Origin of the sequence: Deinococcus metalli, from assembly GCF_014201805.1 — a bacterium.
Lineage (GTDB): Bacteria > Deinococcota > Deinococci > Deinococcales > Deinococcaceae > Deinococcus > Deinococcus metalli.
This window is the reverse complement of the sequence record NZ_JACHFK010000005.1, coordinates 50,001-63,871: the sequence shown is the minus strand read 5'-3', so window position 1 is coordinate 63,871 and position 13,871 is coordinate 50,001. Positions and strand designations below refer to the sequence as shown.

Below are 13,871 nucleotides of genomic sequence, written 5' to 3'. Positions count from 1 at the left end.
ATCATGAGTCCACTGACATGCTAAGGGCACGTGGCGCGTGCCCCGCCGCCTCATAAGGTGTTGTTTTGGCACTCAGCGATCCCTACCGCTCTTCAATTCAGTCCGGCCAGGACAGGGCGGTGTGTGGACGGAAATGTGGAATGCCTGCGAAGAGGATCAAAAGCGTCACCTGGGCGGACGCGCGCCCACAGATCGGAGGTTCACATGAAGCTTGCGGCCTTCCGGCTCTGCCTGCCCCTCGCTCTCGCAGCGCTGCACGGCACGGGAGCCGCCCAGGATCCAGGGATGATGCTGGTGAACTTCAGTGTTCCGGTGTCCGTGCCCGGCGGGGCCGTCGCCCGCAGCCGCGTCGCGGCGTCCGTGGCGCGCTGGCAGGGCCTGGGCACCCAGCCAGCCACGAGCCTCCAGACAGCCAACGTGGCCACCTATCTGGCCCGCAGCGGGGTCTTCACCGCAGCCACGGCTATGACTGTCGCTGCCGCTCCCATCGACGTAAAGGAGGTACTGGCGGCGGGTACCGTGTCCTACCTGGGGAACAAGGTCTCGCTGTTGAGTGGGAAGGGCTCGATCGCGCTGACGAACCAAGCGGTGACGCAAAACGGCTTTGACAGCTCGCCCAAGCTGACGGTCGTGATGCCGCTGCTTGAGCGGCAGAGCCACTTCACCATCGAGGTGAACAGCGACCTGCTGACCCCAGACACTGGAGCGCCCGCCGAGGACGATTACCGCGTGGTGTTCGACCAGATTCCGGCTGACTTGCAGGTCAGCAAGACCGTGACCGAGGGCGGCAAAATCCTGCTGAACTTTTCGACCGGAAACGCGGCCATCAAGGACGAGGCACTGTCCTTCGAGCTGTACCGTACGTTTCCTGCCCTGAATCCCACCGTGTACGGCGACGAGTACCTCGAGCAGTCGTATGGCGCGGCGGTGCCGCCCGGCGGTCCTCTGGCGAAGCAGGTCACGGTGCAGAACTCCAGCCTGCGCTGGACGCAGATCGACTCGCCGTTCTATCCCGACCGCCCCGCGCGGATCGTGCTGAACCGCCCCCCCCTGAAGGACATCCTGGCCGGGTTCAGGCTCGCGCAGGACGTGTTCAAGGATCCGGCGCAGGCCATCAGCGACGGCAACCTGGGCCGCAAGAACGGCTACACCCCGTCGAACGACACGCCGCTGTTCCGGGCGATCCAGACCACCGGGTCGTGCCAGGCGAACATCGTGAGCGTCGACGGAACCGACGCCTCGCACGGTGCCCACGGCTGGGTATTCGGTGCCCGCGCCCCGTGTTACAACATTCCCGGCTGGCAGCACGAGGGCACGGATTTTCACGCCCTGCCGGGCCAGCCCATCTATGCCATGCTGCCCGGCGTCGTGAATTCGGCGCACCGCCTGCCGGGCAGCAGCGTCCGGCCAGGCGGAGCGGTGGAAATCACCCTGGGCCGCTTCACGGATGCCAGCGGCTATGCCAACGATGTGGTCATGCGCTACCTGCACCTGAATTCCTGCCGCCTGCAGGTCAGGGCGGGCGACACCGTGAAGGCGGGGCAACTGCTGGGCTACGTGTCCAGTCAGGGTGGCGGCGCGTGCAACATCTCCTTCGGGCCGCACTTCCACCTGGACGTCAAGGTGATCCGCTCGCGGCCCGCCACGAACACCAACGTGGCCGACTATTACTTCGTGGATTCCATGCTGTTCGTGAATCAGGTGTACCACTACCTGAAGAACGCTTCGACGGGCGGTTCCACGCCCCCCACGAATCAGGCCCCGACCTTCACTGGCTGGACGCTGGATCGCTGCGTACACGCCGGTCAACCGGGCGACGTGCTGCTGGCCGGCGCGGGCCCGCACCGCTGCGACCTCACCATCGACACGGTGCCCAACGGCGCGCGGGCGGTCCGGGCCGAGTTCTCGTATGAGCTGTACTACACCGGCCCAGACGGGCACCCGGTCCGCGTGGCGGTGCCCGACATGGACGTCTGGGATGCCCGGATCGCCAGCTCCCCCATCACCTTCACGACTCAGGGGCCACACCTGCACATTCAGTTGCCGCTCTCGGTCCGCAGACGGCCGGACCGGGTGTACACCGAACTGCGCGTGATCGGTCGGGTGTACTTCGACAACAGGTCCAGCAAATCCATCGTGCAGGCCATTCAGGTCAAGTAGCCGCGCCGCGTACGATGACGCATGGACACCCTGCGCAGACCCTTCTTTCTCGGCGCGGCGCTGTGCTCGCTGCTGGTCGTGCTGATCGAACTGGGGCAGTCGTTCCTGCTCGCGGGCGGTCAGGCGCGACCGGGCTTCGGCGTGCGCTCGCTGGCGCTGATCGACGGCGTGCTGCTGTACAACGTCGTGCTGATGGGTCTGGCACTGGTGCTCCCGGAGCGGGTGCAGGGCCGGGTGCAGGGCCTCGTGACGCTGCTGCTGTCGCTGCTCTTGCTGCTCGGCGTGATCGTGCTGGGCCTCACGGCCTTCGTGACGCTGACCGTCATGCTGGGCCTGCTGCTGTCCTTCTTCGGCTTTCCCGTGTACCTGGGACTGTTCGGGCACTTCGACCGTTCCGGGGCCGCCACCACCCTGGCCCTGCTGATGACCCTGAAACTGGCCTTCGTGATCCTGCTGGTGCTGGCCCAGCAGCGCTTCCTGCAAAACCGCAGCCTGATCCTGCTGATTCTGACATCGGTCGTCAGCGGCCTGCTGCTGGGGTGGCTGCACGCCTTGGTGCCGGGCCTGCTGGTCAGCGTGACCGACGCCATCGGCGCGATCGTGGTCGCCATCCTCGCGTTCGTCTGGGGGGTGCTGCTGCTGATCGGCGGGGCGGTGGCCACCGTGAAGAGCATCCGCCTGCGGGTGTAGCCCCTACGGCCCGCCCTGCTGGACGCTGCACGCCGTCTGCAGACAGGTCACGATCACCTGCGCGCCGTCGCGGGAGACGTCCACGATCACGTCGTAGCGCCCGTCCTTGACCTTGGCCGCGTCCGGCTTGCCGTGCAGGTCGCCGTAGACCAGCTGCACCTGGAAGGGCTGCGGGCTTTGCAGGTGGAGGTCACGGGTCACAGCGCTGGTTCGTGGCAGGACGCGTAGCAGGTACGAGCAGCTCTGCCCAGCTCCCAGCGACAGCACTTTCGGATCGGGGCAGGAGCCCAGCACCGCCTGGATGTCGGCGTCCTGCACGGGTCTGTGGCGCACCAGCCGCCCACCCAGGCCCTGTGTCCACGCGGGCATCTCTGGCCGGGTATCCGCGTCCGTGGCCGGATCGTGCCGGGTCAGGCCCAGACCGGCGGCCACGTAGGCGGCCATGACCAGCACGGCCAGCAGCACGAAGAACACACGCGGATTCACGGTGAGGGCGGTCGGAGCATTTCAGGCGTCACCCTGATGTTCGGATCGATGAGCACCGGGGGGAACTTGATGTGGCACTGCAAGGGCGGGCAGGGGCCGACGGACACGGCCACGCTGACCTCGCTCGCCTTCGTGACCGGTTGACCGGCATCCGGGTTCGTGCTGATGACCTGCTCTGCGGGCACCGTGTTCGAGTAGAGGCGGTTGAGGCTGAACTTCACGATCCCGGCCTGTTGCAGCGCGATCACGGCTGCTGACGCCGCGCTGCCCACGACATTCGGCATGGGGAAACTGGCCGGGCCGTTCGACGCGACCAGGGTAACGGCCGTGCCCTTCGCCTGCTTCGTCCCCTGCTCCGGCTCGGTGCGGATCACCAGTCCCTGCGCGACGGTGTCGCTGCTTTCCTGCTTGGGCGTATCCGCGACCTTCAGCCCGGCCGCCGCAATCAGCTCCTGCGCCTTCACGAGGCTCTGGCCGGCCACGGCCGGCACCGCCACCTGCCGGTTGCCGAGCAGCAGGTACGCACCCAGGCCGCCCAGAAGGATCACGGCGGCCACGATCACCACCCACCACGGAAATGGCTTGGGGGGGGGCGGCGGCGCCACCTGAAGGGTCACGCTCTGGCCCTGCACCACGTCGTCCGGGGAGGCCACGTCCTGCATGTCCAGCCGCAGGATGTGCTGCCCGACCGGCGCGCTGGGCGGCAGGGTGAACTTCACCGTGTACTGCTGGGTGCCCGCGATCGGGAAGACCCGCTCGCCGTCACCCTGCACGGCCGCCCAGGCGGCCCGATCCGTGGCCCTGGGCTGCCATTCCAGCAGGGCGCGGCCCTGCATGGGACGGCCACTGACGTTGGTGACCACGAAGGTCGCCTCGCCCTGCCGATCCGGGCCGAGGGTCACGGTGTTGGTCGCGGTGGTGATGGTGAACGCTCCGGGCATGGGTCCTCCAGGGGAAGGGCGTCAGGACAGCGTGAGCTTCACGATACGGGCAGGCGTGGCCGCACACCACACCTCTGGCGGCCGGGCAGGCTCATGAACGGATCGTCACCGGACATCGTGTTCTCCCCGGGCAGGGGCTGGAGGTGGGCGCATGACGGGCAGTCTTCCCACCGGACCTTCACTGCCAGCCCCAGGGAATGACCTTCCAGCTCAGCCACACGAACACGCCGACGAGCGCCACGCCCAGCACGACTGTCCACACCGGCCCCAGCGAGATCTTCGGGGAGTGGCTGCCGCCGCTGGCGTAGGCCACGGCCTCCCAGGGGTTGCTGTCGTAGGTGTAACCCTCGATGCCGTCGGCCAGACCGCCCCTCTTGCTGAGCAGCCCGGCGATCATCCCCGGCACGAACAGCAGCACCATCCACGCCACGTATGACAGCACGTAGTACGGCCCGGCCACCAGGTTCTGGACGACGTGCACGAATTCGTGGCCGGACAGGCTCTTCGAGGTGTTGCTCATGACGCAGCCCTGCGTGAAGCCGTAGGTGCCCTTCAGGCGGAAGCCCGAGGCGTAGCGGTGCGCTTCCGTGCGGGTCTCGCCGCTGTGCTGCCCCCACGCGACATTGACGAGGTGCAGCAGCAGGCCGGTCGTGTTGCCGGCCAGGCCCCACGTGACGTTCAGCGGGAAGGTAAGGATGCCCGCCCAGCCGTGGATGCCCCACAGGCCGTTCATGAAGCCCACGCCGCCGCCCACCAGCGTGGCCAGAGTCAGGAGGTGCTCCGGCGTGGTCAGCCAGCGGTGGCCCAGCAGCGCGGGAATGGTGTCGATGATGCCGGGCCACAGCAGGAACGCCCAGCCGAGCACGAAAGCCGCCCGCTCCGGGTGCGGCGCGCGGCTCAGCAGAAAGGCGATGACCAGCCGCGTCAGGAAGGTTCCGACGAGCAGCAGCGCGCCCGCCTCCAGGCCGCGCAGCAGCGCCCAGCCGGACTGTCCCTTGAACAGCCCGACGGCCACGCCCACCACGAACGCCACGGCCGCCGCGAGCAGCGCCGCCGTCAGCGGCTGCCACAGCAGGGTGCTGGTCAGCGTCATGTCGCTCCTCCGGGCGTGGGCGCAGGCCACACGACCTCGTGCGTGAGGGCCACGGGTTTTTCCAGCTCGACGAGCTGCTGCACCAGATCGGCGTACCGCGCCGAGTCCGCCGGGGCCTGCACCAGCAGGTGGAACGCTCGGGGCTCGCCGGCGGCCGTGACGTTCTCCTGCACGCGGAAGCCGCCCACGCCAGTCGCAGCCTCCAGCACGCCGATCAGGCCGCGCGCGGTGCCGCGCATGAAGTTCAGCGGCATGGTCCGCGCGATCAGCAGGCGGAGCTGCGGCAGGCCCGGCGCGTACTGCGTGTCCAGCGGACCGGGCCGCAGCAGACGGTCAAGATCCAGCCAGCCCGCCAGGAAGGGCAGGAAGGCGTCAGGCGCACGGTACGGGCTCAGCGCGGCGTCCACGCCCGCCAGTGCGTCCTCGACCGGCGTGATCAGCTCCGCCATGACGTCCAGGGCGGCGGAAAGCGGCTGGCCCGGCTGGGCGGCGCGCTGCATCACCTCGGGCAGCAGACGGTCAAGGTCCGGTCGCCTCATCCTCGCTGATCACCTCGATGTCGTGCGCGCCCGAGCAGAACAGCCACGTGGGCGGCAGCGTCACGGCGTCCGCGCCGCTTTCCGGCACCACCGGGTGGTAGGTCTGCCCGGCGTCGTGGCTCAGGCGCAGCCCCCACGGCCCGCCTGCCAGGACGAGCTGCGGCGCGGCGGCCACCGCCCGGACGCGGTCGAAGCGCCTCTGGTCGTTCAGCGGCAGGCCGCTGTCCACCGCCGGCGTCACCCAAGACGGCGTGCCCGCGGCCAGAGGCAGGCTCGCCACGCCCATGTGATGTGACGCGGCGTACGCGGCGTCCGGCGTGAAGGCCAGCGCGAGGCAGCTGCCGCCCTGCCACCCGGCGTTCAGGGTCACCCAACCTTCCGGCGGGTCTTCCTGGCCGCGCAGTTCCCAGCGGCGGCAGCCAGGGCCGTCCTCATCGCCCACGGCGGCCAGGCCCGCCCACAGGAAGGCACGGGCGCCATCCCGCTGCACGGCCAGCACGCGCACGTCCAGCGACTGCAGCCCGATGGCCCGGAAGGACTTGCTGCTCCCGCCGGTGGACACATACACCCCGCCCAGCGACTGCGCCGCGACCGCGATCGTCACGGTGCCCTGCGGGTCGTGGTGCGCGGCCACGGCGTACAGCGGCAGGTTCGGGGTACCGGGCGTGACAGCCAGCGGCGTCACGCGCATCTGCCCGGGCATGGCAAGCACGTCCAGCAGGCCGGTGTCGGTGGCGAGCAGCAGGGACGCCTGTCCGGCCCGCGTGACCCACGTGGCGTCCTGCACCTTCACGTCCAGCGTCTGCGGCAGCTGCCAGCTCTCGCCGCAGTCGAAGGACACCCGGACCGTCACGCCCTGCGCGGCCGTCTCGCCGATCACGGCCAGGAAGCCGGGCTGCGCCGGGTGGGCGCGCACCAGCCGCAGCGTCTCGTCCGGCACGGTAAGGACGGCCTCCCAGCCCTCGCCATCGTTCAGGGAGCGGAACAGCCGGCCCTCACACGCGGCATACCACGTGCCCGGCTGGAAGGCGTCGGTGGCGAGCGAGCGCACCTCGCCCTGCGGCTGCTCGTCCACGAACAGGCCCACCCGGTCGACCCACGCCACGCCCGGCTCGGCGAGCGCCACGCCGTACACGTCGGAGGAGCGCAGCGTCTGCCCGAAGCGCCAGCCGTGCTCGCTGCGCGCGGTGGGCAGCGCATTGATGGTGAGCTGCAGACGTTCGGTGACGCTGGCTCGGATCTGGTCGCGGTTCTGATAGCGCCGCGCCACGACGCGCGCACTGACCCGCACGGTCTTGAAGCGCGCCCACTGCACGTCGCAGGCGGTGCCCAGGATGCGCCTCGCCTCGATGGCGCGCCCGATGGCCCCCAGCACTTCGGGCTGCTGCGCGCCCAGCAGCCGCTCCGGCGTGAGGTGCGCGCGCTCGGCGGGCGGCACCTCCGGCACCAGCACCAGCCCCACCGTGCCCGGCGTGCCGTGCGCCCACAGCTCGCGCTGCGTGAAGGCCCGCGCCCGCGCGACCGAACGGGCGTGCGCCAGCGCGATGAACTCGTAGTCCGAGGCGGTCACGGCGCGGTGCTGGTGCCGGACATGCATGGGGCCGCGCACCAGGGCGCGATCCAGTGTCTCGGCCGCCTGCCCGCCGGACGCGGCGGCCGGGTTGGTCACACTCACACCCGGCAGCGTGCCCTGCAGCGACGTCAGGGTGCCGGGGGCCACGTTGCCGTCCTCGCCGCCGCCGCGCCAGTACCACGCCCGAACTTCCCGGCCCGCCTCGACCGGGGGCGCCGTGCCCACCGCGCCGGGCGGAAAGGTCACGGTGCCGGCCAGCCGGTCGGCGAGGTACGTCTGCGGGTCGGGCACGCCAGCACTGAAGAACGGCACCTCGCGGTAAATGCGGTAGACCCTGTCACCCCAGGTCATGATCGGCGTGCTGGGCTGCACCTCGGTGGGCCGGGCCTCGATAGCCACGACCAGGTCGGCGCCCTGCGCGTCGGTGACGGGCGCGACGATGGGAGGCCGGGCGACCGTCCAGGTACCGCCGGATGCCGCTCCCGTGAGCCCCAGCAGCTCCCCGCTGACGAACTCGGCCTGGATGGCGGGCACGTCCACGCCCGCGCTGCCGGCGGGCAAGTCGGCGTCGCGCAGGGTAGAGAACACCAGCGCGCTTCCGGCCGCGCCCGCGCCGGCCGTGACGCGCGTACCCGCCGGCAGTCGCAGCGTGCCGTCCGCCCCGCCCGCCCGGTTGAAGTGCAGCGTGACCCGCGCCGCCGAGGGCGGGAGCATCACCACGCCCAGCAGGCGCAGGAACTCCACGTACGCCTTGTGCGGCAGGCGGTTGAGGCGGTAGATCATGGTGTCGGTCAGGAACGCGAACAGTTCCAGCAGCACCGTGCCCGGCTCGCCCGCCGAGAAGTCCGTCCAGTCCGGGGCACTCTGACGCGCGCGGGCGATGGCGGCCTCGCGCAGCTGCTCGAAGGTGCGGTCGTCGAGGTTCGGCAGGGGCAGCGCCATCAGTCTTCCCCCCCTGAACCCGCCAGGTTCAGCCTCACCTGCAGGTGATCCTCGTGCAGGATGGCGCGCACCCGGTAGCGCAGCGTCAGGCGCAGCAGTTCCGGTACGTCCGGGTCGCGGCCGGCGTCCAGGTGCAGGATCTGCACGCGCGGCTCCCAGCGTTCGATGGCCTGACGCACGTAGTGGATGGCCAGCCCGGCGGTCGTGTCGTCGTTCGGCGCGAACATCAGTCTTGACAGGTGGCAGCCGTACGTGGGCCGCATAACCCGCTCGCCCGGCCGGGTGGAGATCAGCAGCAGCAGCGACTGCCGCACCAGCGCCGCGCCGGACGCGAGTTGCACGCCGCCGCCCGGCGTGAGGCGCAGGCCCGGGCCGTCCGCAGCGGCCTCTGTGGCGTCCAGATCCGGGTGCACGAAGCGCCAGCCCTGATCCGGCGCGGTCACAGGTGCTCCTCCAGCAGATCCTGGCCAGGCTGCCGCACCATGTACTCGACCACGCCGGGCGGGGTGCCATCGGTCAGCCCGCGCACGCTGTCGAGCGCCACTCGCTGGCCGCCGATGCGTAGCAGCGTGGAGTAGCCCTGCGTCACCTTCAGCGTGTGCTGGCACGGCTTGATGCCCACGCCGTAGTTCGGGCAGAAGCGGATGGGTCGCCCCTCGGGGTCGTCGTCAACCAGCAGCGGCTGCCCCTCCACGAAGACCAGGGTCTGCGAGGGCTGCAACCCCACCCGGCCGATCTCATGCGCGCAGACGAGCTGCGCCCTGTCCGTCAGCAGTTTCATCACGCCCTCTCGAAGTTGATGCGCTGGCCGCGGATCAGGACTTCCTGCCCCGGCGCTTCCAGCACCAGCCGTGTTGCCGCGTGCACCCGCAGGCCGTCCGGGGTGAGTTCCACGACGCTGCCCCGGCCGTCCTCCAGGCGCAGCAGTCCGGCCGCCGCGTCCAGCACGACCTGCTGCCCGGCGGCGGTACGCAGTGTGTAGCGCCGGGTCGCGCCGCTTTCCACGCCGCTGTCGGGCATTCCGGACGGGCCGTACAGGCCGCCCAGCACCACGCCGGAACTGCCGTCCCCGGCGGGCAGCAGAACCAGCACCGTGTCGCCCACGTCCGGCAGCGCCATCAGGCCCCGGTCCGGCCCGGCGGCGAGGCTCAGCACGTGCAGCCACCCACTCTCTAGGTCGCCCTGGGCGGGCAGGGTCACGCGCACCCGCCCCAGCGCCTGCGGGTCGTCGACCTGCGCGACCGTGCCGAAGGTCGCCACCGGCACCGGGGACGGGGGCGGCACGACGGGCGCGCTGCTGAACTCGGTCACGAAGCCGGTTTCGGTCTCGACGCGGTGCGTGACCTCCGTGAGGACGAAGTCGCCCTCCAGGCCGTCACCCAGGCCCTCCAGGCGGACGCCGCCACCCGGCCGGAGGCGCGAGTCGCCTGTGCTCACGCCCCAGCAGGTGTGCGCGGCGGCGGCCCGCCAGTCCAGTTCGGCCTGCGCCAGCCAGCGGGCTTCCTCGTCGTTCTCGGCCTGCACGCCCACCACCTGCCGGGCGACACCGCTGCCCGCGCCGACGGCGCGGCCCTGCACGGCCTGGACGGTCAGGGGATTCCAGCCGCGCACCTCCACTGCATCGCAGGCAGGATCGACGCTCCGTTCCACGCGCGCTTCCAGCAGCGCCTGCCCGAGCCGCAGGGTGACCACCGACCCATCCCCGGCCGGCCCCACGAAGTCGAGCTGCCCGCCCTGTACTCGGAAGGCCCGCCCACTGCGCTCGCTCACGCGCCGGAGTGCGTCGAAGTCCGACTGTCGCACCTGCGCGCCCCACGACCGCCGCAGGATCGGCACGTCCACCTGCACGCCCAGGCCCAACCCGGCCGCCAGCTCCTGAGCGAGGCCGTGCAGGTCCACGTCTGCGCGCACCCGGGCGGTCTGGCTGCGGCGCAGGCGTTGCAGCGGGTCATAGGCCCGCACGCGCACCTCCCGCGTGCCGCCCGGCAGGAACTCGACCGCCACAGCCGAGACCTCGCCGCCGAACACGGTCTGGCCGTCCGCGTCATCCACGGTGAGTGGATCGCCGGGCTGCGCGGGGAGCGGGCCGGGGCCACGCAGAACCAGTTCGCAGGCGGCGGGAAGCGAGAGCCGCTGCATGATCCGCAGCGCGTGCACCACGCCCTCCCAGCCGTCCAGGGATTGCCCGGCCAGACGCACGCGCAGAGCCGCCGTCTGCCGGAACGCAGGGACGCGCATGGTCATGGTGTTCCCCCCGCAGACGCAAAGCCCGTACCGTCCAGCCTGCCGGAACCCGCCACGGACAGCGCGGCCGGCAGTTGCAGGAGCTGCCCGGCCACCAGTTCGAACGGACTGGCGAGGTCGTTGACGGCCGCAATGGCGCGCCACGCCGCCGGATCGCCGTACACCTGGGCGGCCAGCGTGTCCAGGCGGCTGCCCGACTGCAATCCGTCGCCCTGCACGGCGTACACGTCGGCCGGAACGGCGGGAGCGCCCCCCGCAGCGGGCAGGGTCGGCCCGTCTCCCCAGTCGGGCGGGGTCGCCGGGCCGGACATCGTGTCATCCGCCACCTGCTCCGGCACGCGGCGCAGACGCAGGTGCAGCCACGACCGCTGCGGCGCTCCGCTCGCGGCGAACTGCTCGAAGCGCTCGCTGACCGCCAGAACCACGCCCAGCACATTCCACGATTTGCCCCACAGGAAGCGCACGCGCGCCAGGGCTGGCCCGCGACCCGGAGCGCCCAGCCCCTCGGCCAGCTGCCACAGCGGCCGGGTCAGGTCGCGCACGTCCGCCGCGCGCTGCGGCGGTTCCTGCACGGACGTGTCGAACAGCAGACGCAGATCGAGTTCGGTCACGCCGCCGCCCAGCGCGAGCAGCGGATCGTCCCCCAGGGCGCGGGCCCCCAGCAGCCCCCCCACGGACCGGACCGGCCCCACGCCCGCGTGCCGCGTGACCGTGAAGTGCTCGGGGTTCAGCAGGCAGCTGATCCGCTCGTTCGTGGCCTCGATCAGGAAACCCACCCGTTCCACCGTTCACCCGCCTGTTCGCGCTCCAGTTCCCGCCAGCGTTCCTGTTCGCGCCGCGCGGCGTGCCAGACGTCCAGCGGGTTCGCCTGACGTGAGGGCAGGGCCGGCCAGCGCTCCAGCGGTGGCTCCTGCGCTGCGGCGCTCTGGGCGACCTCACGTCCGGCGGACACCAACGGCGGCAAGGTCGGTGCATGGGCCTGCACCGGCATGGAGGGCACCTGCGGCCAGGCCCTGGCGGGCTCCGCCCGCAGGGTCGTGGAGGTGGTCGGCGCCGAGGGCACGGACGAGTCCGTCACCTTCGCGGGTTCCGGCCACGGGGAAGGGATCGGAGTGGGGTCGGCGACCGGCCAGTGCGGCGGCGCGGGCGGGCCGCTCTGTACGGACGGGCCCCAGGTCAATGGAACCGGCACCGGGCGGCTGAACGCCCGCGCCTCGGTGAGCTCCCGCACCTCGGTCCGGACGGCCGACGGCGGGGCCGGACGCTCCGGGAAGACCGGACGGGCGTCCGTGGCGGGAGGCTGGGAGGAAAACGCCAGGGCAGGCGGTGGGGCGGGCAGGCGGGGCCGCGCGGCCCTCCCGGCCAGCGCAGGCGTGGACAAGGGCGCAGCGCTGAAGGTAACGGACTCGCCTGTCCCAATTGCGCCCGTGCCAGATATGCGCGGCCCCACCTGACCCGCCTGCAGCCAGTGAGCCCCTGGTGCCGCGCGCACACGGGCCAGCCACGCCTCCGGCACTCCCGGCTGACCGGGGGCGTCTTCCCAGGCGTCCGTGGCGCGCACGGCCTCTAGCGCCCAGCGGCGCAGCCACCGCCGCAGCACCCGTGGGGGGCGGGGCCACCTCATGCGCGCTCGAGGGTGTCGTACACCAGCGTGAGGTACTCCAGCGCGGCTTCCTGGCTCATGGCGTCCAGCACCGCGCCGCGCCACTGCGACGGCCACGCGTTCACGAGGTTCCAGCGCATGACTTCCTGCGTGCCCTGCGGATCGAGCATCAGGATGGAGACGTTCCTGCGCACCACCTCGCCCTGCACGACGGTCATCAGCCAGTCCCACAGTTCGCGGGACTGCGTGAGGCCGTACTTCAGCTCCACGTCCGCGTACTCCACCCGTCCCGGCAGGGCGCGGGCGACCTGGCCGTTGCCGCCCTCGCGGTAGCGGATGACGCCCACGCGCACGCCCAGGCCGCTGCACTGCGTGAAGTGCCCCTCCACCACGCCCTGGATGACGATCTTGAAGTTGTAGCTGCGGTACGGATCCTGGATGTCCGGCACGCTCACTCACCCCGCCCGTCGGTGTCGCTGCGCTGCTCCATCTGGCTGAGGCGGAAGACGATGAATTCCGCCGGCTTCACGGGCGCCACCCCGATGAGGGTCACGACCTGTCCGGCGTTGATCACCTCGGGCGGGTTGGTTTCCCGGTCGCACTTCACGAAGAACGCCTCCTGCGGCGTGCGGCCCATCAGCGCGCCGTCCCGCCACAGCCGCAGCAGGAAGGCGCTGACGTCCCGCCGGATGGATTTCCAGAGCGTCTCGTCGTTCGGTTCGAACACGATCCAGCGCGTGCTCTGCGCGATCGACTCCTTGATCATGTTGAAGAGCCGCCGGACGTTCAGGTACCGGAACTCGCTGGCGCTGTCCGCGACCGTTCGCGCACCCCACACGCGCACGCCCTCGGTGGAGAAGAAGCGCACGCAGTTCACGCCGTGGCTGTTCAGCTGCTCCTGCTCGGCCCGCGTGAGGTGGTACGTGAGGTCCAGCGCGCCGCGCACCGCCTCGTTTGCCGGGGCCTTGTGAACGCCGCGGGTGGCGTCGGTGCGCGCCCAGATGCCCGCCATGTGGCCGCTGGGCGGCACGTCCACCAGCGACGAGGGATTCGCCGGATCACGCACCCTGAGCCACGGAAAGTACACCGCGCCGTAGCCGTCGTCGGACTGCCGGGGTCTCAGCCCGTGCAGGTCGCCGGGGGACGCCCGATCTGGTGCGTCCGCTCCCGCCCGGGCCGCCGGGGCTGGGCGGGCCACCTGGGTCAGCGCCATCACGTCCGGCACGTCGTGCGCGGCGTCCAGGATGGCCACCCGATCGCCCAGAGCCTCGCAGTGGCTCAGCAGGGCGTCGTAGTCGGCCGCATCCGTGAAGCCCGGCGCAGCCACGATCGCCACGTCATCGCGCTGTGCGACCATGGTCAGGGCAGCGGGCAGATCGCGCGCCGCGCCGGTGTTGACCACGTAACAGCGTTGCCCGCCATTCTGGAAAAAGCCGTACACCGCCTGCGACAGGTCGGTACCGGCCTGCCCCTGCGCGGCATACATGCGCTGAAACTCCGACCAGTTCGTGACCGCGCGGATGCTCTGCGCCAGCGCGTTTCCGTCTGGCGCGGCGCCGATGAACGCGGCCGTGCTGGTTCCGACCGCCTCGATGGGTCG

14 protein-coding genes (1 of these 14 only partly in view) are annotated in these 13,871 nt (G+C 71.1%); 2 read left to right on the top strand and 12 right to left on the bottom strand.

Going from position 1 to position 13,871, the window contains the following annotated elements:
* Positions 1–204 precede the first annotated feature (204 nt).
* Positions 205–2,160: a M23 family metallopeptidase gene (locus HNQ07_RS11035; RefSeq protein ID WP_184111721.1), complete on the top strand. Its 1,956-nt coding sequence runs from the start codon at positions 205–207 to the stop codon at positions 2,158–2,160.
* Between the two features lie 21 nt (positions 2,161–2,181).
* Entirely contained in the window at positions 2,182–2,850 is a 669-nt protein-coding gene (locus HNQ07_RS11030; RefSeq protein ID WP_184111719.1) for a hypothetical protein, read from the top strand.
* Between the two features lie 3 nt (positions 2,851–2,853).
* On the opposite strand, the gene HNQ07_RS11025 is transcribed toward HNQ07_RS11030, so the two are convergent.
* The 12 genes from HNQ07_RS11025 to HNQ07_RS10970 form a co-directional block, all read right to left on the bottom strand.
* Positions 2,854–3,324, bottom strand: coding sequence for a hypothetical protein (locus HNQ07_RS11025; protein ID WP_184111717.1), 471 nt, complete (start codon positions 3,322–3,324; stop codon positions 2,854–2,856).
* A gap of 8 nt (positions 3,325–3,332) precedes the next feature.
* Positions 3,333–4,277: a PASTA domain-containing protein gene (locus tag HNQ07_RS11020; RefSeq protein WP_184111715.1), complete on the bottom strand. Its 945-nt coding sequence runs from the start codon at positions 4,275–4,277 to the stop codon at positions 3,333–3,335.
* A gap of 178 nt (positions 4,278–4,455) precedes the next feature.
* Entirely contained in the window at positions 4,456–5,370 is a 915-nt protein-coding gene (locus HNQ07_RS11015) for a hypothetical protein (protein ID WP_184111713.1), read from the bottom strand.
* Positions 5,367–5,909, bottom strand: a complete 543-nt coding sequence (locus tag HNQ07_RS11010; RefSeq protein ID WP_184111711.1) for a phage tail protein — start codon at positions 5,907–5,909, stop codon at positions 5,367–5,369. The genes HNQ07_RS11015 and HNQ07_RS11010 overlap by 4 nt, the downstream gene beginning before the upstream one ends.
* Positions 5,890–8,424: a baseplate J/gp47 family protein gene (locus tag HNQ07_RS11005; protein WP_184111709.1), complete on the bottom strand. Its 2,535-nt coding sequence runs from the start codon at positions 8,422–8,424 to the stop codon at positions 5,890–5,892. The genes HNQ07_RS11010 and HNQ07_RS11005 overlap by 20 nt, the downstream gene beginning before the upstream one ends.
* Positions 8,424–8,867: a GPW/gp25 family protein gene (locus HNQ07_RS11000; protein WP_184111707.1), complete on the bottom strand. Its 444-nt coding sequence runs from the start codon at positions 8,865–8,867 to the stop codon at positions 8,424–8,426. Before HNQ07_RS11000 ends, HNQ07_RS11005 begins: the two co-directional genes overlap by 1 nt.
* Positions 8,864–9,208, bottom strand: a complete 345-nt coding sequence (locus HNQ07_RS10995) for a hypothetical protein (RefSeq protein WP_221274945.1) — start codon at positions 9,206–9,208, stop codon at positions 8,864–8,866. Before HNQ07_RS10995 ends, HNQ07_RS11000 begins: the two co-directional genes overlap by 4 nt.
* Positions 9,205–10,668, bottom strand: a complete 1,464-nt coding sequence (locus tag HNQ07_RS10990; protein WP_184111705.1) for a phage baseplate assembly protein V — start codon at positions 10,666–10,668, stop codon at positions 9,205–9,207. Before HNQ07_RS10990 ends, HNQ07_RS10995 begins: the two co-directional genes overlap by 4 nt.
* Entirely contained in the window at positions 10,665–11,453 is a 789-nt protein-coding gene (locus HNQ07_RS10985) for a CIS tube protein (protein WP_184111703.1), read from the bottom strand. Before HNQ07_RS10985 ends, HNQ07_RS10990 begins: the two co-directional genes overlap by 4 nt.
* Positions 11,432–11,659 carry a hypothetical protein gene (locus HNQ07_RS10980; protein WP_184111702.1) on the bottom strand — a complete coding sequence of 76 codons (228 nt, stop codon included), beginning with the start codon at positions 11,657–11,659 and terminating at the stop codon, positions 11,432–11,434. The genes HNQ07_RS10985 and HNQ07_RS10980 overlap by 22 nt, the downstream gene beginning before the upstream one ends.
* 629 nt (positions 11,660–12,288) lie before the next feature.
* Entirely contained in the window at positions 12,289–12,720 is a 432-nt protein-coding gene (locus tag HNQ07_RS10975) for a phage tail protein (protein ID WP_184111701.1), read from the bottom strand.
* Between the two features lie 2 nt (positions 12,721–12,722).
* Positions 12,723–13,871: the 3' portion of a phage tail sheath family protein gene (locus HNQ07_RS10970; protein ID WP_184111699.1), read on the bottom strand. The gene runs 54 nt beyond the window's last position; the window shows 1,149 of its 1,203 coding nt (coding positions 55–1,203); its start codon lies off the right edge, out of view; the stop codon is at positions 12,723–12,725.

Coding starts and splice junctions, on each gene's coding strand:
- HNQ07_RS11015 (WP_184111713.1), bottom strand. CDS start 5,370: ATGACGCTGACCAGCACCCTGCTGTGGCAGCCGCTGACGGCGGCGCTG.
- HNQ07_RS11010 (WP_184111711.1), bottom strand. CDS start 5,909: ATGAGGCGACCGGACCTTGACCGTCTGCTGCCCGAGGTGATGCAGCGC.
- HNQ07_RS11030 (WP_184111719.1), top strand. CDS start 2,182: ATGGACACCCTGCGCAGACCCTTCTTTCTCGGCGCGGCGCTGTGCTCG.
- HNQ07_RS10980 (WP_184111702.1), bottom strand. CDS start 11,659: ATGCCGGTGCAGGCCCATGCACCGACCTTGCCGCCGTTGGTGTCCGCC.
- HNQ07_RS11020 (WP_184111715.1), bottom strand. CDS start 4,277: ATGCCCGGAGCGTTCACCATCACCACCGCGACCAACACCGTGACCCTC.
- HNQ07_RS10990 (WP_184111705.1), bottom strand. CDS start 10,668: ATGACCATGCGCGTCCCTGCGTTCCGGCAGACGGCGGCTCTGCGCGTG.
- HNQ07_RS11005 (WP_184111709.1), bottom strand. CDS start 8,424: ATGGCGCTGCCCCTGCCGAACCTCGACGACCGCACCTTCGAGCAGCTG.
- HNQ07_RS11035 (WP_184111721.1), top strand. CDS start 205: ATGAAGCTTGCGGCCTTCCGGCTCTGCCTGCCCCTCGCTCTCGCAGCG.